Genomic DNA, 22,134 nt, shown 5'->3' with positions numbered 1-22,134 from the left:
TAGTGGCAGGCCCGGAACGTTAATGACCCGCCTCGCGCCACGAGGCGCCCCGCCCCACCGACACGGTCAGGGGCACTTTCAACTGCGCGGCGGCCGCCATCTCCCGACGCAAGATCTGCTCCACAAGCGGCGACTCGGCATCGGCGACCTCCACGACCAACTCGTCGTGGATCTGCAAAATCAGCCGCGACTTCGCGTCCGCCTCCCGAAGCGCGTCTTCGACCTTCAGCATGGCCACCTTGATGATGTCCGCGGCGCTGCCCTGGATGGGGGCGTTGAGCGCCATCCGCTCGGCCATCTCACGGCGCTGCCGGTTCTGGCTGCCCAGGTCCGGAAGGTAGCGCCGGCGGCCCAGGATCGTTTGGGTGTAGCCGTCGCGCCGCGCTTGCCTGACCACGCCCTCCAGGTAGTCGCGGATCCCGCCGAAACGCGCGAAGTAGTCGCCGCGCAACTCTTCCGCCTCGCTTTGCCCGATGCCGAGTTGCCGCGCCAGGCCGTAAGCCGACAGCCCGTAAGCCAAGCCGTAGCTCATCGCCTTGATGCGGGACCGCTGCTCCGCCGTGACGTCCTCCGGCTCCACCCCGAAGACCCGGGACGCGACCGTCCGGTGCAGGTCCTCGCCCTCGTTGAAGGCCGCGATCAGGCCCTGGTCGCCGCTCAAGTCCGCCATGATCCGCATTTCGATCTGGGAGTAGTCGGCGGTCATGAGTTCGGCGTGTCCCTGGCCCACCACGAAGCAGTGCCTGATCTGGCGCCCCACCTGGCTGCGGGCGGGAATGTTCTGCAGGTTCGGGTCGGAACTGGACAGCCGCCCGGTGGCCGCCACCGTCTGCCCGAAGGTCGTGTGGATGCGGCCGTCGTCCTGGACCGAGCCCAAAAGCGAGTCAACCATCTGCCGCAGTTTGATGGCGTCGCGATGGGCGAGCAGGTGTTCTAAGAACGGGTGCTCGGTGCGTTTGAACAGGTCCGCGAGCGATTCGGCGTCCGTCGAATAGCCCGTCTTGGTCTTCCTGGTCTTGGGCATGCTGAGGTCGTTGAACAGCACGTCTTGGAGGGCCTTCGGACTGCCCAGGTTGACTTGACGGCCCTCCAGGGCGGCGAAGGCGTCGCGTTCGGCCATTTCCACCCGACCCGCCAACTCGGCGCGGACGTCGCCCAGGCGGTCGGTGTCCACGGCGATCCCGGCCCGCTCCATTTTCGCCAGGATCTTGGTCAGCGGCTGTTCCAGTTCCACCAGCAAGCTGGTGGCCTGGCGGTCTTCAAGCTCTTGGGTCAGGGGCGCGACCAGCCGGGCCGTCGCCACGGCGCTCGTGGCGTGCCGCAGGTCGCCGGGGCCGTCGCCCAGGTCCAGGACGCCCTGGCCGCCCACTTCCTCCTCCGCCAGGCGTTCGCCCAAGAACCGCTCGGTCAGGTCGGAAAGCTCGTAACCGCGCTGGTCGGGCCAGATCAGATAGGCGGCTAGCTGCGTGTCGAAGACCACGCCGTCCAATCGCAGGCCGCTGCCGTGGAGTTCCTGGGCGGCGGCCTTCGCGTCGTGGACCGCCTTCGCGGAGTCGGGATCCGCCAACCACTTGGCGAGCGCCGCCTCGTCGGCCGGGTCGATCGACTGCGCCTCGATCACGGTCACGCGGCCATCGCCAAAGCCGACCGCGATCCCCCAGGCTTCGCCGGAGCCGGGCATGAGACGCCCGTCGATCTGGAGGCCGGCCGTCTCGCCTTCGTATTCGTCCAGGAAGGCGGCCAGGCCGCCCACGCCGATCACGATCGGCTTGACCGCCTCCGGCGGCGCCTGAAGCGGGTCCCTGACCGCGTTCGCGTCCCAGACCCCGGACTCCAAGAGCCGGTCCTTGATCCGGCCGAACTGGAGCGAGGCGAACAGCAGGTCCAGTTCCTGGCGGTTGACGGCCCCCAGCTTGAGGCCCTTCGGGTCGAGGTCCAGCGGCACGTCCCGCCTGAGCTCCCCCAATTGGCGGTTGAGTTTGACCTGGTCCAGGTGCTCGCGGAGCGAGGCTCCGACCACTCCTTTGATTTGGTCGGCGTGGGCCACCACCTGGTCCAGCGAGCCGTACTGGTTGATCCACTTGGCGGCGGTGACCTTGCCGACCTTGGGGACTCCCGGCAGGTTGTCGGACTGCTCCCCGACCAGCGCCGCCAAGTCCGGATACTGGGCCGGCGTCACGTTGTAACGCGCCTCGACCTCCGCCGGCGTGATCTCCGCCAACTCGGACTGGGCGCCGCGCCCCTGCGGATACAGCACCGTGACCTTGTCGCCCACCAACTGGAAGGTGTCGCGGTCCCCGGACATGATGAGGACGTCCATGCCCTCCCCGGCGGCCTTGGCGGCCAAAGTCGCCACGACGTCATCGGCCTCCACGTCCGCCACCTCGAAACAGTGGATGCCGAGCGCCCCGAGCACGTCCTGGATCAACGGCACCTGGCCCTTGAACTCCTCCGGGGTCTCAGACCGTCCGGCCTTGTACTCCGGGTAGACGTCCGTCCTGAACGAATGCCGCGACGCGTCGAAGGCGGCCGCCACATGCGTCGGCCGATGCCGCTTCAACTGGCCGGCCAGCATGTTCACAAACCCGTAAACCGCGCCGACCGGCTCGCCGGTGGTGGTGGTGAAGTCGGCGTCCCTGAGCGCGTAGAAGGCGCGGAAGGCCAGCGAATGCCCGTCGAGCAGCAACAGCTTCGGAGTCATCGCTCTAGGCTAAGGGCTCAGGCGTCCATCTGGGCGATCACCGCGTCCGCGACCTCCCGCATGGTCAGGCGCCGGTTCATGGACGTCTTCTGAATCCAGCGGAACGCCTCCGGCTCGTTCAACTCCATCTTCTCCATCAACAGGCCCTTGGCCCGTTCCACCCGTTTGCGGGTTTCCAGGCGCTCCTCCATGTTGGAGACTTCTTCTTCGAGCGAGACGATCTCGTCGTGGCGGGCGATCGCGATCTCGATGGCGGGCAGCAGGTCGGCCGCGGTGAAAGGCTTGACCACGAACGCCATGGCCCCCACGTCCCTCGCCCTCTCGACCAGTTCCTGTTGGGAGAACGCGGTCAGCATGACCACCGGCGCGAGCCGATCCTGGCCAATCTTGTCCGCCGCCGTCAGGCCGTCCATGACCGGCATCTTGATGTCCATGATCACCACGTCCGGGCGGAGCTCCTCGGCCAGTTTGACGGCCTCTTCGCCGTTGGCCGCCTCCCCCACCACGTCGAATCCCGCCTCGCGGAGGATCTCGACCGCGTCCAATCGAATCAGCGCTTCGTCCTCGGCCACGACCACCCGGCGCGCGGCCACCTCGTTTGCCTTCTTGTCATTCACAGCATGTAGCCTAGTGTCCCGGACGCATTCGATGCGTTGGCACCAGCCCTGGTGGCCCAACTGGCAGAGGCAGTCGGCTCAAACCCGGCACGGTGTGGGTTCGAATCCCACCCAGGGCACCTGTGGCGGCGGCTCTACGAATTGAACCAAATTGGAGGAGAGACCAGTGACGCCCCCCGCCAAGGACACAGGCAGCACATTCGTTGACGGCGTGAGTTTCGCCTACGGCAAGCGGAAAGTGTTTTCGGACCTGTCGCTGCGCTTGTCGGGAGGGGTGACCGGCCTGCTGGGCCCCAACGGCGCGGGCAAGACCACGCTGCTGAACCTGTTGGCGACGGTCCAGAAGCCGGCGGCCGGGCAAATCGTTGTGGCCGGCCACGACACCGCCACGGCCGAGGGCCTGAAAGCGGCCCGGAAGGCGCTGGGTTTCCTGCCGCAGCGGTTCGAAGTCATGGGCATGTCGTCCGCGGCGGACAACGTCGCCTACGCGGCCTGGGCGCACGGCGTCCCGGAGTCGGGTTGCGCGGCGGCCGCCGCCGACGCCCTGGCGGTGGTCGGGCTGGCCGACCGCGCCAAAGACCGCGCCCGCGCCCTCTCCGGCGGGATGCGCCAGCGGTTGGGGATCGCCTGCGCGATAGCCCACCGGCCCGCCGTGCTGTTGCTGGACGAGCCCACCGTGGGCCTGGACCCCGATCAGCGCGTGGCGACCCGGCGCTACCTGGAATCCGTGGCGCGGACCGCGCCGGTGCTCATGTCGACGCACATGGTCGACGACCTGGCGATGATCGCCTCAAACGTCGCCGTGCTGGCCGGAGGGCGGATTCGCTTTTCCGGCACGCTCGACGAATTCGAAGTGGTCGGCCGCTCCTCCGAACGCGCGGCCGGCCGGTTCGCGTCGCCGTTGGAGGTCTCCTACGGCGTGGTGAGCGCCCGCGCCCGCGAAGAGGGGGAAGCGTGACCCGCCTGGCGTCGGCCTTCCGGCGCGCCTGTTTCCCCGTGCCCGCCGGATGGGTCGCGGCCTACCTGGCCGGCGGCGTAGCCTGCACCGTGCTGGCCAGCGGTGTGATTGGGAAGTCGTGGGTTCCGATGACGTGGAGCCAGTTCGACGTCAACGCCCGCGAGACGACGGTCCTGCTCGCCCTCGGTTCGCTGGCGCTCGGCGGCGCGTGCCACCTCTTGTTCGCGCCCGCCAACGTGGCGGGGCCGCCCACCGCGGGCCGGCCCGTCGCCAGGCGCGTCGCCCGGGTGATGGCGGTTTGCTGGTGCGCCGGGCTGGTGGCGTACGCGGTCGGCATCGTGCCCCTTGCGGTCCGGCTCGCCTTGACCGCGACCGGCGGCTCGCCCGATCTGCTCGCGGTCGCCGCGGACGCCGCCGCCCTGATGGTCTGGGCGCCGGTCGGGCTGGCGGCCGCTACCCTGTTCAACTCCCTGTGGGGTGTGGCGGCCGGCGCCGTCGCGTTGGGCGCGGCGGCCATTCTTCCGGGCGCCGTGAGCACGGGCGGGCCGGACCACCGGGGGGTGCCCTGGCTGATCGCCGCGCCCTGGCGGCTAAACGGGCTCCCCCCTGAGGGCTGGGAACTGCCCGCGTCCGTTTCCGTCCCCCGGGCGCTCCTGTTTCTGCTGGGCGCCGGGGCGGCCGCGGCGGTCGCCGCCCTATGGCTGCGGCGGTGGACGCCGGCGTTCAGTCCCAGTTCGCTGGCCGCCCTTCTACTCCTGGCGGTTCCCCTCGGCGCGGCCGGCGGGCTGACCGCGCTCCAGGCGGGGGTTGTGCGACCGGACCCGGACGCCCCGGTGGTCTGCGCGCCGGTGGGAGGGGGCGGTTCGACGGCCTGCGTCAACGTGGAGGCGTCGGCCGCGCTGCCGGAGCTGACAGCGTTGGCGGAGAAGGCGTTGGCGCTCGCCGGACCGGACGGGGTGCCGGTCTTGGTGCTCGGCAACGGAGCAAGGGCGACCGAAGCCCAGGCCACGTCCTTTGGCCAGACGGTGGCCGCACCGGCCGACCTGCCCCAGGGGAGGGAAGGCTTCCGCAGGGACGTGGCAATCGAGCTCGCGCGGGGGCTCATCGGCGCCGACTCGCCCGAATGCCTCGAGGCTCAGTTCCAGTCGGGGGGCGAAACGAGCGAGGAGGAAATGAACGAGTACTCAGCGGCTCTCGAAATCGCGTTCCGCGTGAGCGGCCGCCGGGAGAACTCCCCACTCCCGACCGGCCTGGAGCAGCTGTCCGACGCGGATTTGGCCCGGTGGGTGAAAGCCCACCGTTCGGCCCTCGCCGTCTGCGCTGTCACGGATTCGGACATGCCGTGATCAAGGACTTGTCACGCTGGGCGAGCGGGCGGGGCGTCACTCCACTCCGGTTCGTGGCGCTGACCGGTGGCGGGGTGGCCGGGGTCTTGTTGACCTGGTGGTTCCCTCTCTACATCAGCAAAGGCTTGGGGCCGGAGGAAGTGGTGACCGTGTCCAACTGGGAGGCCGTGCCCGCGGCCGCGGCCGTGGTCTGGCTGATTTGGTGCGCGCCGCAGATGCCCACCTGGGAGAGGCTCGACCCAGGCAAACTGAGGTGGTACGCGGCGGCGGCCTTGGGACTCGGGCTCTTGATTCCGGCGCTCGTGTCCGCTCTGGCCTGGTGGTGGCTGAACCACGTGCCAAGCTCAATGGTGCCGTTCTACCACCGCGTCTTTGCGTCCGACGGGGAGCGGTTGGCCGACCAGTCGGGGGCCGGCCTCGCTTTGGCCCACTGGATCACCGGGGCGGTCGCGCTGACGGCCCTCGTCGGAATAGGGATTTGCCTCCTCGGCAAAATCGCGGGGGTCGCTCTCGCGGCCGGGCTGTGGATCTCAGTCGTCTTGGTTCAAACCTCCCTTGGCCAACTGTTGTGGCTGCGCGCGCCCAACTACCAGGCCTTCGGGAGCTCGCACGTCGTGGTCGCCGCCACGCTTGCGGCGTTCAGCCTGGTCGCCTGGTGGCTCACAAGGGGTAGCAAGGGCCGCCGCTGGCGGTGAGGCGCCCGTGACCTCCGTTGGGCCGGAGCCGTCAACTGTGCGGTTGGAAGACCTTGCCCAGCAACCCGGTGAATTCCGATTCGGGGCGCTCGAGGGCTACCCCGTCCACCACCAAGTCGACCAACTCGTTGTAGAACGCCAAGCGCCCGGCGATGTTTGCCGACGCCCTGATCGGCTCCTGGTAAGACCACACAAGGTTGTGGTAAATCCCGCGATCGGTGGTCACGGACCAATAGTTCGCATTCCCCTTGTAAGGACAGGCCGTCGCCAGGTCGGTTGCGATGAGATGGGAGAAGTCCACATCCTCGGGAGGGATGTAGTAGCGGATCGGCAACCTCGTCTCGAAAAGGAGCACCGGCCGCCTGGTGTCCGCCAGCTTGATTCCGTCGAGGTAAACCTCGACGTGGCGTGAGCTCGCGAGGGGATCGATCCGCTTGTACGGGTCGCGCGGGTGGACGAAGATCTCCTCGTCCTCCTCATACCAGTGCTCCACACCCTTCGCTTCGGTGCCGGGACGGAACCATTCGAAAGCCAAACGGCCGCGCAACCCGTCGACATCGTATTCGAAGACGAGTCCTGGATAGACGGCATCGTCCAGCACAAGGTCGTAACGTTGGCCGACCCGCGCGTGCTTTGCCACGATGTGCGCTGTGTTGGGACGCAGAAGGTCAGTGCGCACGTCCCCACGGTCGAAGACGTAACCAGGCACGGCGCGCCCCGGCTCCCAGACCAGCAACGGGTTGTGGGAGTCGACCACGGCGGTCGCCCCGATGACGCCTCGGACGTGGCGTTCGCTCAGCTCAAAAGTGAACTGGTCCGGCGGGACGGGATGGCGGCGGGAAAGTTCGGGGGTTGTCAGGTCGGAGGCGACCAAGGTCGGGGACATCGCAAGACTCCTTCTTTAGGCGGTTTCTCTAGGCGGTTGGGATTGCCCCGTTTGAGGGGCGTGGGGGGCGAACCGACCCGCTAGGCCGGCGCTGAAGTGGGTGTGAGGCCGCTCGACGGGAACTTGGTCCACCACCAAGTCGACCAACTCGTTGTAGAAGGCCAGCCGACCCGCGATCGCGGCGACGGCCGGCAGCGGTTCCTGGTAGGACCAGACGATGTCTCGGTACACGCCCCGGCCGGTCTCAACCGACCAGTAGGAGGCGGCGCCTTTGTAGGGGCAAGCCGTTCCGAGGTCGCTGGCGCGCAAACGGGAGAAGTCAACATCCTCGGGGGGTAGGTAGTAGCGGGTCGGCAACCGGCCCTCGAACAACAGGACCGGGTTGCGGGTGTCCGCGATCCGCTCCCCGTCCAAGAAGACTTGGACGTGGCGGGAGGACGGGATCGCGTCGACCCGCGAGAAGGGGCTACGCGGGTGGACGAAGACCTCCTCCTCTTCCTCGTACCAGTGCTCCACGCCGGGGCTGGTGCGGCGGAACCAATCGAATGCGAGATGCTCGCGCAGGTCCGCAGTCGGGTACTCGAAAACCAGCCCCGGATAGACGGTGCCCTCCAGTTCGAGGTCAAAGCGTTGGCCGGCTTCGCCCCCGGCCGCTGAGGCTTTGGTTGGACGCAGCAAATCAGTGCGCACGTCGGCGCGCGGGAAGGCGTAGGCGGGGACCACCGCGCCCGGCGCCCAGACCAGCACCGGCGAACGCGAATCGACCACGACAGTGCTTCCGATCAAACCGCGCACGCGTTTCAAGCTGGGCGCTATGGTGAACCCTTCCGCGTTCGGCGGGTGCAGGCGCGCGCCGGGTTGGGACTGATCAAGATCGACGATCAAGGCGCGAGCCGGTTCGCCACCGGTCTGCCCCGGATGGTCGCTCGGCGAGTCGGTGCCCTGGAACAGACCCGAGCCGCCGCCCTTCAGGTTGTCGCGCAACCCGTAGCTCCACTGGGTCACGGGCCGCTCTTTGGCCTGGCCGTCGACCTCGATGTCGACCAGTTCATCGAAGAACGCGATCAGCCCGGCAATGGCCCCGACTTCCGGATTCGGCTCCGGGTAGTACCAAGCGATCGGCGTCTCCGGATCCTCAACCAGCGCGAGATAGGAGGCGACGCCTTTGTGCGGGCAGCCGGTCTGCAGCGGGACCTCCGTCAGCAGGTCCAGCCTGACGCCGTCCCGTGGCAAATACCAGCGGGTCAGGCTTCCCTCAAACACCGCCACCGGCGCGGACGAGTCGGCCAACACCGTCTGCCCCCTGCGCACCACGACGTGGCGCGATGACCGCAAGGCGTCCACCCGACCCGACAGCGTGCGCGGATGCACGCGGACCTCGCGATCCTCCTCCAGCCACCGGTCAAAAGCGTCAAAGCGCAGCCCGACGTAGCCGCCGAGGCCGCCCTCCGGGTAGGACCAGGCCGCCGCGCGCCGCACTCCCGCGGTCACAAGATCGAAGTGGGCGTCCGCTCCGGGATGCGCCACCACTTCTACTTGGCTGTCGGCCGACCTCAACCGGCCGCCCCTCAGGTCCTCGACGGGCACCGCGAAGAACGGCACGACCTTGCCCTCCTCGCGAACCACCAAAGCCGAGTCAGATTCCACGATCAATTCGTCTCCGACAAATGCGCGCAGTCGCGGCCTAAAGGTTTCCCGCGTGACTTCTGCCAGTCGTTCAATTTCGAGTGTCTGGTTTGCCGCCATGGAGCCACCGTAGGGGCATGCCGCCCCCTTCCCATTTGCGGTCTCGCCATTCGGTAAGTCGTAAAAGGAGGCGGCACTCCTTTACAAATTGTTTGAACGCTGAACTGCGGGGCGGCCGCAGCGGCCGAGCCGCAGCACCGATCGTTACAATTGCCCGGCCCGCGAGATTCCCTTTCGGTTCTCTCGACGTGAATATCTAGGCCGCCGCTAAAGTGGCCGGGCGACCGAAGCCAAGCCCCGCCCACCCTCTGAGTCCTGCCTCTGGGCAAGACCACCGGCGATCGGCGGACCACTAAGCGTCAACTTTGTAAGGAGCCACATAATGAGCATTTCCCGGAGGACCAGCGCAATCTTGGCGGTTGTCTCCATGGGGTTGGCGCTTCAGGCTTGTTCCAGCACCGAAGAGAAGACGACCCCCGCCACCACCAGCGGCTCTCCGACCTCAGGTGGCGTGCTGCGGCAATCCAGCGCCGATCCGGGTTCGGAAATCGACCCGGTGACGGTCTCAAGCCCGGGCGGGACCGGGGTTGTCGACGCGATCACCGAGAAGCTGGTGCGGATTGACGTGAACTACCAGGTCCAGCCGTTGCTGGCGACTGAATGGTCGGTCGCGGACGACAACTTGACGTGGACTTTCAAAATCCGGCAAGGCGTGAAATTCAACAACGGGGCCGCCCTCACCCCCGCCGACGTGGTCGCCACGTTCGAGCGGCTGATCGCCGAAGACTCGGTGTCGCCCGCCAAGGGCTCGCTCGCGGCCCTTCATTCCGTCGAAACCAACGGCGAGGACGCGGTCGACTTCCAACTGAGCAAACCATTCTCCGACTTCCCCTACCTGGTCGCCGGTTCCAACACCCAAATCCTGCCGGCCGATTATGAAATCGGCACTTGGAGCCAGTCCTACGTTGGCACCGGACCGTTCCTGGTCGAAGCGTTCAACCCCGGCCAGGGGCTCACCCTGGTCCGCAATCCCGACTACTGGAACGCCGAGCACATCTACATTGACGGCATCGACCTGAAATTCTTCAAGGACCAGCAAGCGCAAGTCCTGGCCCTTCAGAGCGGCGAGATCGACGGACTGTTCGGCGAGCCGGTGCCGGCCGCGCTGACCTCCGCTCTGGACCGGTCGCAATACCAAGTCGCAACCAGGCAGTCGACCGGAATAGTGACGCTCGCGTTCCGGGTCGACACGCCGCCGCTGGACAACGTCAAGGTGCGCCAAGCCGTCGCTTGGGCGCTTGATCGCGACGCCATCATCGAGACGGCTTGGGGCGGCGAGGCCGACCCGGGCAACGACACCGTTTACTCTCCCCTATTTGGAACTACGCCGACCGGTTTGGAACAACGCTCTCAGAACTTGGCCAAGGTCAAGGAACTTGTCGGAGATGACGTGGTGGAGTTCACAATCACCACGAGCCCTTCTCAAGAAACGCTGGCCACGCTGATTCAGCAACAGTTGAACCAGACTGGCAGTTTCGACGTCAAAGTAGAAATTCTGGCCGACGACGTGTACTTCGCCCAGGGCGCCGACTCGCCCTGGCTGAGCGCTCCCGTCACCGTGACGGGTTGGGCCGGGCGGTCGACCCCATCCCAATTCATCGATCTGATCTACCGCACCGGGTCGGGCTGGAACGCATCCAAGTACTCGAACCCGCGCCTTGACCAATTGTCTGACCAGTACGACGCGGCCACCGATCCGGCCGAACGCCAGGAGATCGTCAACGAATTGGCGAAAATCCAGTGGACCGACGTGCCGGTGGTGATCGCCGGATTCAGGGGCTACACAACCTTCATAAACAACAAGGTGCATTGGCCCGAGGACGGCGGCTACACGGACTTGTGGATCGAAAACTGACACCGTTGGCGTCCAGACCATTCACGGATCGCCCATGTCAATCTTCACGGACGAACTGGCCGGGGCCGGAACCACCTCGCCCCGACTGGCGGCCGTCAAACGCCGGCCGATCGGGCGGATCATCTTCCGCCGGCTCATCCAGGTTCCACTCGTCCTGTTCATAGTCTCGGCAGCCATCTTCTGGCTGGTTCAAGTGGTGCCAGGCGATCCCGGCAGAGCCGTGTTGGGGCAATACGCCACCGACGACCAGGTGGCGCTGTGGAAAGAGCAGCACGGAGTGACGGGGGCCTCCTTCGAACGTTATCTGGATTGGTTGGGGGACTTCTTGCGCGGCGAATGGGGGACATCGCTGACCTACGGCGTCCCCGTTCGACCGCTGGTGGGAGGCTGGCTCGTCAATTCCGCCCTGCTCGGCCTGCTCGCCTTCGCCTTCGTGGTTGTGTTTGGGCTCGGTTTCGGCCTCTTCCAGGCCTTTCGTCAGGGCAGGCGTTCAGATAGGACAATCACGATCGGCCTGGTCTCCCTGTCTTCGACGCCCGAATTCGCCTTCGGCACCGTCCTGCTGGTGATATTCGCCGTCTTCTTGGGTTGGTTTCCGGTCTATTCTGCAATCCCCGACAACGCCGGCGCCTTCGGGCGGCTGCATGTGATGACGCTCCCAGCGGTCACGCTGGCGAGCGCTTCGGTGGGCTATGTAGCCCGGATCGTCCGATCCGGCACCATTGAGACCCTCGGCTCGGCCTTCTACCGCACCGCTGTCCTCAAGGGCCTCCCGCGCTGGAGGATCCTGACGGGCCACGTCGCCCGGAACTCGCTCATCCCCTCGGTGGCCGTGCTGGGCAGCCAACTCGCCTACCTTGTGGGGGGAGCCGCCATTGTGGAGACGCTGTTCTCCTATCCGGGGATTGGCCTTGCCATGGCCAACGCCGTTACCCGCAAAGACATCTTTGTGCTTGAGGCGGCAGTGATGGTCACCGCCGTTGTCTCGATTGTGTTGTTGCTGATCACCGACTTGATCTACATGGCCCTTGACCCCAGGATCGACATCTCGGAAGCCGGCGCCCGATGAGCGCCACCGAACTGGCCAATGCGGCGGCATTCAAACGCGCCCGCCGCAGCCATGTGCTGGGCCAATTGGTCCGCCGGCCGACATTTCTCCTCAGCGTGGCGGTTGTGGCCTTTTGGGTCCTCGCGCCGGTCGTGGTTGCCGTTGGCGGCCTTGACCCTTACGGCCAGGCCGGCCCCGTCAACCAACCCCCGGGGCCGGGCCACTTGCTCGGGACTGACAATCTGGGCCGGGACGTGCTGGTGCGCACTTTGGCCGGCGCCGGCCCGATTATGACGGTCGCGCCCGCAGCCACGCTGATCGCCTCCTTGGTCGGATCGGCTATGGGCCTCGCCGCCGGGTACTTCCGCCGGTTGGTGGACGACCTCCTCATGCGGTCCTTCGACATCCTCCACGCGGTGCCCGGAATCATCGCCATCCTGCTGGTCACATCTGCCTTCGGCCGCTCCGCGCTAACCATCACCATCGCGATCGGCCTTTTCTCCGCCCCGATGATCGCCCGGACGATCCGTTCAGCGGTCTTTGTCGAGACCTCCAAGCAGTATGTCGAGGCGGCCAAGAGCCAAGGGGAATCGACTGGGCGGATTCTTTTCGGCGAGTTGCTCCCGAACGTCGCGCCGACCTTGGTGGTCGAGGCGACCATCCGGCTCGGCTTCGCGGTGTTCGCCTCGGCCGGTCTGTCCTTTCTTGGCCTGGGACCGCAACCGCCCTCGCCCGACTGGGGTTTGGTCGTTTCTCAGAACCGAATCTTCATCCAAACGGCCTGGTGGTCGGTCGCTTCGCCGGCCATCGCGATCATGACGCTGGTCGTCGCGGTGAACCTTATAGCCGACAACCTTCGAGAGGTGCTGCAGCCATGACGCTAAATGTGCGCTCCCTGTCCATTGAGTACACCACCCCCAGCGGCCCGGTCCGGGCGCTCGACAATGTCACGTTCACGGTCGAACGCGGCGAGTTCTATGGTTTGGTCGGAGAATCCGGCTCCGGCAAGTCGTCCGCCGCCCTGGCGCTGGTCCGCTACCTGCCCCTAAGCGGGCGGGTCGCCAGCGGGTCGGTTCGCCTCGGCCAAACGGATGTTCTGGCGCTGGAGGGCGATGACTTGCGGGATTATCGCGGCCAAAAGGTGGCGATGGTCTACCAGGAGCCAGTCCGGTCGCTGAACCCGACCATGCGGATCGGCTTGCAGATCGCCGAGGCGTTCTCGATCCGCCAAGGCGGCTCGCCAACCGCCCGGCGCGAGCCCTCCGTCCACTCCCTGCTGGACCGGGTCGGTTTTGCCGATCCTCCGGCAATCGCCCGGCGCTACCCGCACGAACTGTCGGGCGGCCAAGCTCAGCGGGTTGTCATCGCCATGGCCCTCGCCGCCCGTCCGGATCTCCTGATCCTTGACGAGCCGACCACTGGGCTCGACGTGCAAATCGAAGCTCAAGTGCTCGAGTTGATTGAAGAACTCCGCGCCGAACTCGACGCGGCCGTGGTGCTGATCAGCCATAATCTGCCGCTGGTGGCCCACCGCTGCGACCGCGTGGGCGTCCTTAAGAACGGCGAACTGGTCGAAGAGGGCGAAGCCCGGCAGGTCCTGTCCTACCCCCAACATCCCTACACCCGCGAACTAATCGAGGCTCTGCCGGATATCGACCGCCCCAAGCCGTCTGCGCCGCCCGCGCCGAACCCAGGTGACGCGCCGGTTGTCCTGCAGGCCCGCCAAGTCCGCAAGCATTACGGCCGAACGGCGGCCGTCGACGGGGTCGACTTGGAGATCCGGCGCGGCGAGGTGCTCGCGCTGGTGGGCGAGTCAGGCAGCGGCAAGACCACGCTGGGACGGGCGATTGCGCGCCTCGCCGATCACGAGGGAGTCATTCAAGTCGACGCCCCCGCCGGCCAGGCCAGACCGGTGCAGATAGTGTTCCAGAATCCCGACGCGTCCCTGAATCCCCGCCGGACCGTTCGCCGAATCCTGCGGCGTTCCATCCGTCTGCTCGGCGGCGAGACCAGCGTCGAGTCCCTCTTAGAACGGGTCCAACTGAGCCCGAACCTGGCCGACCGGCTGCCCTCGGCGCTTTCAGGCGGCCAAAAACAGCGGGTCGCCATCGCGCGGGCATTCGCTGGACCAACCACCTTGGTCGTGTGCGACGAACCCGTCTCCTCCCTTGACGTGTCGGTCCAAGCGCAGATCATCCGCCTGCTGCGCGAACTCCAGGCCACCACCGGAGTCTCCTACCTGTTCATTTCGCACGACCTCGCGGTGGTGCGGGCGCTGGCCGACCGGATCGCCGTCATGCGGAACGGCCGGATCGTTGAGACCGGGCCGGCGGAACAGATCTACTCGGCGCCGCGCCACCCGTACACCGAAGCCTTGCTGCGCGCCGCACGGTACCAGCAGGCCGACCCGGACAACCGGCCGGCGACCGGCCGGACTGAATTGGCGCAGGTGGTGGGCGTATGAGCAAGGCAAATGACCAAGGCACCCGGAAGCGGTCGCCTTGGTTGCTGGAACTCTGGCGGCGCATCCGCCCCAGGGAACGCCGCCACGCGGTCCTCGCCCTGGTCGCGGGCATTAGCTGGTCATGCGTCGCCGTGGCCGTGCCCTACGTCGCGGGTTTGGCTATCGACCGCTTGAAAGAAGGGCCGACGGCCGCCTCGCTCGCACCGGTCCTGGCGATCATCGCGGCCCTCGGCGGGGCAAAGGCGCTGGCTCTGCGGTTCCGGCGCTCTCTCATGTTCACATCTTCGGCCCGCGCCGCGGGAAGCCTGCGACAGGGCCTGTATGCGTCACTGCACCGCGAAGACGCGCCGGTCCACGATCCGGACGGTCCAGGAGAAATCCTCGGCGTGCTGGGAGACGACACCGAATACATCGAGCAATTTGGCGTGCAGGTCCAGGTGTTGGCCAACAATCTGGTCTGGACCGGACTGATAGTCGGGGTCATGGTGACGATCGACCCTCTGCTGGCGTTGGCGGTGCTGGCGCCCCTGCCGCTCGTTCTGATTCTCTCTTTGCGGTTCCTGTGCGCGCTCGAGCCGGCCAACCGGACGCTGCGACAGGAGACCGTCGCGGCCACGGGAACGGTTGCGGACGCCATGACGGGCCTGGGCGTCATCCAAGGGCTCGGCCTGGGGCGGGTGTTCAGGCGCCGCTTCGGCGACATCACCGAACGCATCCGGCAGGCGGGAATCCGGTTGGCCAGGATTCGGGCGTTCTACACGGCCGCCGTGGAATTCGTCCCAACGGTGTCGGTCGCGATCGGATTGTTCCTGGGAGTCGCGCGGGTGCAGTCCGGCGGTATCAGCATTGGCGAGTTGACGGCCTTCAACAGCTATATCGTGATGGCGGTCTGGCCGCTCCGCTTCACCGCCGGCGCGGTGGCGGGCGCGTCACGGGCGAAACTCGCGCTAAAGCGGATGCGCCGTTTGGAGGGGGCGCCGGCCGCGTTCTCCCCGCGAACCGCCGTGCCCCACAGCGAACCGCCAAGCCTCGAATTGCGGGATGTCACCTTCGCCCACCCCGGCGGCGGCCCAATACTGGACCGGGCGCGGCTGCGAATCGCGCCCGGCGAAGTCGTCGCCTTGACCGGCGCGACGGGCGTCGGCAAAACCACCGTCCTGCGGCTGATCGCAGGCGACCTGGCCCCTGACTCGGGCGCCGTGCTGGTGGGCGCCGCGAAGATCGCGGAGCTGACGCCGGCCAGCCGAGGTGACCAGGTCTCGTTCGTGGCCGAGCACGGGTTCCTGTTCTCCAGGACCCTGGCGGAGAACCTCAGGCTGGCTCACCCCAAGGCCCCCGAATCCCAGTTGCGGACGGCGGCATCCTTGGCGGTGCTCGACACGGTGGTGGACGAGTTGCCGGACGGCTTCGAAACCCACTTGGGCGAACGCGGCGCGCGGCTGTCCGGGGGCCAACGCCAGCGGGCCGCCCTCGCACGCGGCATCCTGTCTCCGGCGCGAGTGCTGGTTTTGGACGACGTCACGTCCGCCCTGGACGCCGAGACGGTGGCCGCCTTCGCACGGCTGATGAAACGCGTCCGCTCCCAGCGGACGGTCGTCATGGTGACCGCCGAGCCCAGGCTCCTCGCAGCGGCCGACCGGGTCCTCGAACTCGCCGACGGCCGCCTGCACGCCGTCAAGCCGACACGGGGAGGGCCCAGATGACCGGGCGCGCCCTGGCGAAAACGCTGTTGGCAGGCCTGAAATGGCGTCTGGCCGGTTTCGCCGCACTGGGCGTTCTGACGGTCGCCGCCGTCCAGACCGGCCCCTTGCTGATCGCCCGCGCGGTCGACAACGCCCTTGGCGGCGGCGGCCTGAGAATGGCCGGGGCCTTGGCGATCGGCTACTTGGTCCTCAACGTGGTCGGAACGGTCCTTTCCGCGGCTCAAACCCGGCTCGCGGCGACCGCCAGCGAGACCGCCGTCGCCCGTTTGCGCCGTCGCCTCTTCACGCGCGCCTTGCGGCTCGACCCGCATGACCGTCGCCGAGAGGCGGACGGCGCCACAATCTCCCGCCTCACGTCCGATGTTGAGATCATCGCGATCTTCACCCGCATGGGACTGCTGCTGTCCGCCAACAACGCGTTGATCCTCCTGATCACCACGGTGTTCTTGTTCATCTTGTCGCCAATCCTGGCCGGCGCCGTGTTCGCCCTGGCCATCCCGGTGGTGATAGCGGCGACGCGGGCCTTCTTGCGCCGCGCGCGGGTCGCCAACGACGAGTTGAGGTCCGCGATCGCCTTGGCGACGGCCGAGCTAAACGAGGGCATCCACGGGATATCCGTCTCCCGGCGCCTTGGGCGGGGGTTGGAGCAGGTGAAGCGATTCGCCGCGCGCGACGACCGCCGGTTGGCCGCCGCCGTCGGCAGCAACGACCTCGCGGCCGTCTATTCAGCCGGCATTGACGCTCTGGGCGTGGGCGCCTACGTGCCCGTCATCCTGGGCGGGGCCTGGCTGTCCCAGGCTGGCCTGATGTCCGTCGGAGAAGTGGTCGGATTCGTGCTGTACGTGGGCAGCTTTTTCGAGCCAATCCAGTCGCTCACCCATGTGGTCGCCCAGGCGCAGGCCGCCCGTTCCGCTTTCGGCCGCGCGCTTTGGCTGCTCAGGGACGATGCCGTGCCGTCGCCTGTGGAGGACACGGCCAGTTTGCCGGCCGCCGGCGCCCTCCGCGTCGAGGGGGTGACGTACGCCTACGGCCCGGACTTGCCGCCAGCCGTCGTCGACTGCGACTTGACCATCCCGAGCGGCGATCGACTTGCCTTGGTCGGCGCGAGCGGGGCGGGCAAAACCACTTTGGCGCGGCTGTTGGCTCGGGCCATCCGCCCCACGGCCGGAGCCATCACCTTCGCCGGGGTCGACCTGGCCGGCATTGGGGAAGAGCCCATCCGAGAGCGGATCGGCGCCGTGTGGTCGGAGGGCCATGTCTTCGAGGGGTCCGTGCGCGAGAACCTGGCGTTGTCTGGCGCGAGCCCCGACAAAGTCGACGCCATGGTGGACCAGCTAGTCGGATTGGGCCTGTCACGGGAGGTGGTGGCCAAAGCCCGGCCGCGCTTGTCAGCCGGCCAGCGCCAACTGGTTTCGCTGGGACGGGCTTTGCTGCTCAACCCGGCCGTGCTGATACTGGATGAGGCGACCGGAGAGGTCGACGCCCGCACCGCCCAAGCGGTGGACGCCCTGCTCGCCGCCCAACCGCCCGACCGGACGATCGTCGTCATCGTGCACAGGATGGCCACCGCGGCCAGGATGGGACGGGTGGTCGTTGTGAGCGGCGGCCGGGTGGTTCAGGACGGGCCGCCCGACCGGCTTGAGCAGCTCGACGGCCCCTACCGCGACCTCGTCTTGGCGCACAGCGGCGCCGGTGATTCCGTATGAGCCAGGCGAGCTTTCTCTTGGCCGGGCCGGGCGGTCCGTACCAGGCTGGTCGCGGACCGACACTGCGCGCGCGCAACTGGCGCGCCGAGGGCCTGCTGCGGATGTTCGAAAACGTCCTCGAGGTTGGGGAGAACCCGGACGAGCTGATTGTTTACGCCTCCCTTGGCAAGGCGGCCCGGTCCTGGCCCGCGGCGGCCCTGATCGCCCGCGCCCTGCTGGACCTGGGCGAGGACGAGACCTTGGTGCTGCAATCCGGCCAGGCGGTCGGCGTGATCAAGACCGGAACCCACGCGCCGGCGGTGATGTCCGCCGTCAACAACACAGTTGGGCGCTGGTCAACGCCGGAGAGGTTCTACGAACGCGCGGCCAAGGGTCAGACCATGTGGGGCGGACTGACCGCCGGCGCCTGGCAGTACATCGGCCGGCAAGGCGTCTTGCAGGGAACCTACGAACTGCTCGGAACTGTGGCCCGGCGCCATTTCGGCGCCACGCCCGGCCTGGAGAGCCAAGCCCTGGCAGGACGGTGGCTGCTGACGTCCGGGCTTGGCGGCATGGGCTCTTCGCAGCCCATCAGCGCGCGCATGGCGGACCTGGCCTCGATCGTGGTGGAAGCCGACGGCGCGAAGGCCGGTCGAGCCGAAAGGGCCAGGATTGTCGACCTTGTGACCGACAACCTGGACCAGGCCCTCACAGCGCTCTTCCAGGGGTTGGACGCCGGCGGCGCGGCGCCGCAGATCGCCTTGGTCGCCAACGCGGCCGACGTCTTCGCCGCCGTGGCCTCCCGCGCGAACGGCCTTGCCCGCCTGCCGTCCATCGTCACCGACCAGACCGCCGCCCATGACGCCCGGTACGGCTACCTGCCCCAGGGATACAGCTTCGCCCGCTGGCTCCGCGAACGCGAAACCAACCCGGAGAGGGTGGAGCGGGACGCGCGGGCGTCCATCGCCGAACAGGTCCAGGCCATGTTGGAACTCGCCCAAGCGGGCTGCGTCGTCTTCGAGAACGGCAACAACCTGCGTGTTCAGGCCGCGGCCCATCCGGGCGGCCCGGCAGCGGAATCCATCTGGCGGATACCCGGATTCATGGAGGGGTACTTGCGGCCCCTGTTCGCGCGCGGGATTGGACCGTTCCGGTGGGTCTGCCTCTCGGGCGCGTTGGAGGACCTGGCGCGAATGGACCGCCTCGCCGCGTCGCTCTTCCCGCGGCGTCCTGAAGTCGCCCGCTGGCTCGCGCTCGCCCAACAACACGTCCCGATCCAGGGCCTGCCGGCCCGGTCGTGTTGGCTTGGCCACGGCGAACGCTCGGCGCTCGCGCGAGCCGCCAACAGCTTGGTCGGAACCGGCGAGTTGACCGCGCCGGTCGCGTTCACGCGCGACCATTTGGACGCCGCGGGCATGACCCATCCCCGGATCGGCACGGAAGGGATGCGGGACGGTTCGGACGGAGTCGCCGACTTTCCGTTGCTTGACGCCATGGCGCTGTCCGCGACCGGCGCCGACCTGGTCGCGATCCACTCCGGCGGGGGCGGCTATTCCGGGTGGATGCAATCGGCCGGGATGACGATTATCGCCGACGGACGGGACGACACGGCCGAACGGCTGGGCCGCTGTCTCGACGCGGACACCGGTCTGGGCGTGCTGCGCCACGCCGCCGCCGGCTACCCGGAGTCGCACCTATCAATTCAGCGGGGCGGCGAGACGGGCCAAACGTCCACCGTCTTCCTCTGCCCCGACCGACACCTGGAGGAACAGCCATGCGCGAATTGACCGAAACCGACGCCCGCCACGCAGTCCTGGGAGGCGGCGTCCTGGCCTGTGGCGGCGGCGGTTGGAAACACCACGGCGAATTGATGGGATCGCTGGCGACCAGCCTCAGCCATCCGGTGCTCGCCTCGGCCGAGGAATTGGCCTCAGACACCTGGGTGGCCACCGTCACCGCCATCGGGGCGCCCGCGTCAAAGCACTGGGAGATCCAACCCATCGACTACATCCACGCGCTGCAAGAGTTGATCAAGGTGGCCGACGTTCCAATCGGAGCGGTCATGACGGCTCAGAACGGCTATTCGACAACGCTCAACGGCTGGATTCAAGCTGCGGCGCTCGGACTGAGGGTGCTCGACTGCGCCGGAGACGTCCGCGCCCACCCGACCGGCAAACTGGGCGGCCTGGGCCTGGCGGAACGCCCCGGCTACGAATCGATCCAAGTTGTCGCCGGCGGCAACCGGGCTCGCCACGGTCGCTTCCTTTCGGTCAACCGCGGCAACCTCAACACCGTCGATGACGTGTTGCGCGACATCTCCGTCCGAACAGGTGGTTTCATCGCCTCCGCCCGCAACCCGGTGGAACTGGACTGGGTCAAGCGGCATGCCGCCCACGGCGCGATCTCACTGGCCCTCGACCTTGGGAAAGACCTCGAAGCGGCCCGCCCGTTCGGAGCCGATGCGGCCGTCGAGGCCGTCGCCGCCCGTCTGAAGGCCGACATCATAGACGCGGGGCCACTGCGGATCGCCAAGCGAACCCGCACCACCGGCGGTTGGGACCGAGGAGCCTTCCGGATCGGCGAGCACACCGTGAGCTATCTCAACGAGTACATGGCGGTGGAAAACGCAAACGGACGCGTGGCGACGTATCCGGACACAATTGTGGTGATCGACAAGGCCAACGGCGAAGGACTGGCCGTCAAGGACGCGGCCCGCGGCGGCCAAGACGTTGTGCTGCTGGTTTCGCCGGCCGGGCGCCTGCCCGTCTCCAGTTCGTCAATCGACCGAGCCGGGCTCGCCGAATGCGAGCAGATCATGGGGATCGGTTTCTTGGAATACCTTGACCCCGTGCTGGGGCCGGGTGCGCCTTACCGGGCGGACGAACGGTGAGCGGACCCGACAAGGGCCCGGTCGGCATCGGCGGACAACTGAGGCCGAGCGACGTGGCGCGCGTCGCCGACGGAGCGCCCGTACGGGTTGATCCCGGCGTCCGGGAGCGTCTGGCGGCAGAACGCGCGGTGGTCGAAGAGGCGCTGGCGGGAGGCGTGCCGGTCTACGGCCTCAACCGGGGGCTTGGGCCGCTCCGGGACAGTCAAATTCCGGACGACCGCGAAGAGGAGTTCCAGCGTTTCGTGATCGCTTCGCACGCGGCCGCGATCGGGCCGCCGTTGCCCAAGCGGATGGCGCGTGCCGCCATCTTAGTCCGGCTGGCCACCCTTTCGCGGGGCGGCTCGGGCGCCTCCCTTGGGCTGTTCAACGCGCTGGTGGAGCTGTTGAACCGCGACGTCATTCCGGTGATCCCGGCCGACGGGACCATCAGCGCCGGGGACCTTTCCCAACTGGCCGCGATCGGCCAGGTCCTCCTCGGCGAAGGATCGGCGTGGATCCCCGGCCCGGACTCGCCGCTGCCGGGCGCCCAAGCGCTGCGGGCTCGGGGGCTCGCGCCACTCCGGCTCGGGCCTAAAGACGCCCTGGCTTTAGTCGCCGCCAACGCCGTTTCGATCGCCGCCGCCGCGCTTCTCCAACAAAGAGCCGCCCGCGCGGCCCTCGGCGCGGACCTGGTCGCGGCTCTCAGCTTCGACGCGCTGGGCGCGAACCTCAGCCCTTTGGACTCGGCCGCTCTGGCCGCCCGTCCATTGCAAGGCCAGCAGACCTCAGGCCGGCGGCTGCGCGCGGCGTTGGCCGGCGGCGACCTGGCCCAGGGAAAACGCCCGCCGTCCTCAATTCAGGACCCCATATCGCTGCGCACCGTGCCCCAAGTCCATGGCGCGCTGCTTGATCAACTTGCCGCGCTTGAGACGGCCGTGGCCGCGGAACTGGCGAGTTCTCCCGACAACCCCTATCTGGACGCTTCCAGGCGGGCTTTCGTCTCAAACGGGAACTTCTCCATAGTCGGCCTCGCGATCAGCCTGGAAGCGCTGCGGGTGGCGTTCGCCCACGTCGCCATCTTGGCCGAGCGACGGGTCGCGCTGCAGATCAAACGCCTCAGGTCGGGCGTCGAGCTGGCCGCTCAGATGGCGGCGGCTGCCGCGCCGGGGACCTTCTCAGTCCCCTTCATCCTGGCTCAAACCGCCTCCGCCGAAGCCGCCCGAATCACGCAGGCGGCGGCCCCCGTAACCCTCGCCGGCTCCCCAGTCGGCGACGGCGTGGAAGACCATTCGTCACTGGCCTACAGCGCCGCCCAGTTGGCCGATCACGCGCTAGACCACCTCGAGCGGTTACTCGCCATTGAGGCGCTGGTCGCGGTCGGCGTGATCGCCTCGGAACAAGGCTCCCCCGTCCTTGGCGGCCAGGTCGGAGCCCTCGCCGAGGAAACCCGCGCCGCCGCCGACGCGTCGGCCAGCACCGCGGAGACAGTCGACCGCGTGGTGGCAGCCCTCCGCACAGCCGCGCAGAACGCCGCCGACGACGATCAGTGACCCGTTTCCAG

16 protein-coding genes and 1 tRNA gene are annotated in these 22,134 nt (G+C 67.7%); 13 read left to right on the top strand and 4 right to left on the bottom strand.

Annotated features, from left to right (window positions below; translation table 11 throughout):
• Positions 1-19 precede the first annotated feature (19 nt).
• Both polA and LBC97_01535 read right to left on the bottom strand, forming a co-directional pair.
• A complete protein-coding gene (polA, locus tag LBC97_01540; protein MDR2564743.1) occupies positions 20-2,701 on the bottom strand; it encodes a DNA polymerase I in 2,682 nt (893 codons plus the stop codon).
• 17 nt (positions 2,702-2,718) lie between these two features.
• Positions 2,719-3,318, bottom strand: coding sequence for a response regulator (locus LBC97_01535; protein ID MDR2564742.1), 600 nt, complete (start codon positions 3,316-3,318; stop codon positions 2,719-2,721).
• A 45-nt stretch (positions 3,319-3,363) separates the two neighbouring features.
• Here LBC97_01535 and LBC97_01530 point away from each other — a divergent pair.
• The 4 genes from LBC97_01530 (at position 3,364) to LBC97_01515 (ending at position 6,317) form a co-directional block, all read left to right on the top strand.
• A tRNA-Leu gene (locus LBC97_01530) sits at positions 3,364-3,437 on the top strand.
• Positions 3,438-3,484: 47 nt separating this feature from the next.
• The gene (locus LBC97_01525) at positions 3,485-4,276 is read left to right on the top strand and encodes an ATP-binding cassette domain-containing protein (GenBank protein MDR2564741.1); all 792 of its coding nucleotides are present in this window, start codon (positions 3,485-3,487) and stop codon (positions 4,274-4,276) included.
• Complete coding sequence (locus tag LBC97_01520; GenBank protein MDR2564740.1) at positions 4,273-5,622, top strand: hypothetical protein; 1,350 nt, start codon at positions 4,273-4,275, stop codon at positions 5,620-5,622. Before LBC97_01525 ends, LBC97_01520 begins: the two co-directional genes overlap by 4 nt.
• A complete protein-coding gene (locus LBC97_01515) occupies positions 5,619-6,317 on the top strand; it encodes a hypothetical protein (GenBank protein MDR2564739.1) in 699 nt (232 codons plus the stop codon). Before LBC97_01520 ends, LBC97_01515 begins: the two co-directional genes overlap by 4 nt.
• Before the next feature lie 31 nt (positions 6,318-6,348).
• Here LBC97_01515 and LBC97_01510 read toward each other — a convergent pair whose 3' ends face one another.
• Together LBC97_01510 and LBC97_01505 are read right to left on the bottom strand one after the other, a co-directional pair.
• Positions 6,349-7,203 carry a DUF427 domain-containing protein gene (locus LBC97_01510; GenBank protein ID MDR2564738.1) on the bottom strand — a complete coding sequence of 285 codons (855 nt, stop codon included), beginning with the start codon at positions 7,201-7,203 and terminating at the stop codon, positions 6,349-6,351.
• 15 nt (positions 7,204-7,218) lie between these two features.
• Positions 7,219-8,850 (bottom strand): DUF427 domain-containing protein, encoded by a 1,632-nt coding sequence (locus LBC97_01505; protein ID MDR2564737.1) that lies wholly within the window; start codon positions 8,848-8,850, stop codon positions 7,219-7,221.
• A 421-nt stretch (positions 8,851-9,271) separates the two neighbouring features.
• On the opposite strand from LBC97_01505, the gene LBC97_01500 reads away from it, so the two are divergent.
• Genes LBC97_01500 through LBC97_01460 form a run of 9 tightly spaced genes read left to right on the top strand, consistent with a single transcriptional unit; the run spans position 9,272 to position 22,123 of the window.
• On the top strand, positions 9,272-10,804 hold the full coding sequence (locus LBC97_01500) for an ABC transporter substrate-binding protein (protein MDR2564736.1): 1,533 nt from the start codon (positions 9,272-9,274) through the stop codon (positions 10,802-10,804).
• Positions 10,805-10,838: 34 nt separating this feature from the next.
• A complete protein-coding gene (locus LBC97_01495; GenBank protein MDR2564735.1) occupies positions 10,839-11,873 on the top strand; it encodes an ABC transporter permease in 1,035 nt (344 codons plus the stop codon).
• A complete protein-coding gene (locus tag LBC97_01490; GenBank protein ID MDR2564734.1) occupies positions 11,870-12,730 on the top strand; it encodes an ABC transporter permease in 861 nt (286 codons plus the stop codon). The genes LBC97_01495 and LBC97_01490 overlap by 4 nt, the downstream gene beginning before the upstream one ends.
• Positions 12,727-14,316 carry an ABC transporter ATP-binding protein gene (locus LBC97_01485; GenBank protein MDR2564733.1) on the top strand — a complete coding sequence of 530 codons (1,590 nt, stop codon included), beginning with the start codon at positions 12,727-12,729 and terminating at the stop codon, positions 14,314-14,316. The genes LBC97_01490 and LBC97_01485 overlap by 4 nt, the downstream gene beginning before the upstream one ends.
• On the top strand, positions 14,313-16,019 hold the full coding sequence (locus tag LBC97_01480) for an ABC transporter ATP-binding protein/permease (protein ID MDR2564732.1): 1,707 nt from the start codon (positions 14,313-14,315) through the stop codon (positions 16,017-16,019). The genes LBC97_01485 and LBC97_01480 overlap by 4 nt, the downstream gene beginning before the upstream one ends.
• Positions 16,016-17,725, top strand: a complete 1,710-nt coding sequence (locus LBC97_01475; protein MDR2564731.1) for an ABC transporter ATP-binding protein/permease — start codon at positions 16,016-16,018, stop codon at positions 17,723-17,725. The genes LBC97_01480 and LBC97_01475 overlap by 4 nt, the downstream gene beginning before the upstream one ends.
• On the top strand, positions 17,722-19,491 hold the full coding sequence (gene hutU / locus LBC97_01470) for a urocanate hydratase (protein MDR2564730.1): 1,770 nt from the start codon (positions 17,722-17,724) through the stop codon (positions 19,489-19,491). The genes LBC97_01475 and hutU overlap by 4 nt, the downstream gene beginning before the upstream one ends.
• Positions 19,479-20,594 (top strand): DUF917 family protein, encoded by a 1,116-nt coding sequence (locus LBC97_01465; protein MDR2564729.1) that lies wholly within the window; start codon positions 19,479-19,481, stop codon positions 20,592-20,594. The genes hutU and LBC97_01465 overlap by 13 nt, the downstream gene beginning before the upstream one ends.
• On the top strand, positions 20,591-22,123 hold the full coding sequence (locus tag LBC97_01460) for an aromatic amino acid lyase (GenBank protein ID MDR2564728.1): 1,533 nt from the start codon (positions 20,591-20,593) through the stop codon (positions 22,121-22,123). The genes LBC97_01465 and LBC97_01460 overlap by 4 nt, the downstream gene beginning before the upstream one ends.
• Positions 22,124-22,134 lie beyond the last annotated feature (11 nt).

The organism is Bifidobacteriaceae bacterium, from assembly GCA_031281585.1.
Classification (GTDB): domain Bacteria; phylum Actinomycetota; class Actinomycetes; order Actinomycetales; family WQXJ01; genus JAIRTF01.
This window is presented reverse-complemented; position numbering and strand designations above follow the sequence as displayed.

Coding starts and splice junctions, on each gene's coding strand:
- polA (MDR2564743.1), bottom strand. CDS start 2,701: ATGACTCCGAAGCTGTTGCTGCTCGACGGGCATTCGCTGGCCTTCCGC.
- LBC97_01510 (MDR2564738.1), bottom strand. CDS start 7,203: ATGTCCCCGACCTTGGTCGCCTCCGACCTGACAACCCCCGAACTTTCC.
- LBC97_01500 (MDR2564736.1), top strand. CDS start 9,272: ATGAGCATTTCCCGGAGGACCAGCGCAATCTTGGCGGTTGTCTCCATG.
- LBC97_01495 (MDR2564735.1), top strand. CDS start 10,839: ATGTCAATCTTCACGGACGAACTGGCCGGGGCCGGAACCACCTCGCCC.
- LBC97_01490 (MDR2564734.1), top strand. CDS start 11,870: ATGAGCGCCACCGAACTGGCCAATGCGGCGGCATTCAAACGCGCCCGC.
- LBC97_01485 (MDR2564733.1), top strand. CDS start 12,727: ATGACGCTAAATGTGCGCTCCCTGTCCATTGAGTACACCACCCCCAGC.
- LBC97_01480 (MDR2564732.1), top strand. CDS start 14,313: ATGAGCAAGGCAAATGACCAAGGCACCCGGAAGCGGTCGCCTTGGTTG.
- LBC97_01475 (MDR2564731.1), top strand. CDS start 16,016: ATGACCGGGCGCGCCCTGGCGAAAACGCTGTTGGCAGGCCTGAAATGG.
- hutU (MDR2564730.1), top strand. CDS start 17,722: ATGAGCCAGGCGAGCTTTCTCTTGGCCGGGCCGGGCGGTCCGTACCAG.
- LBC97_01465 (MDR2564729.1), top strand. CDS start 19,479: ATGCGCGAATTGACCGAAACCGACGCCCGCCACGCAGTCCTGGGAGGC.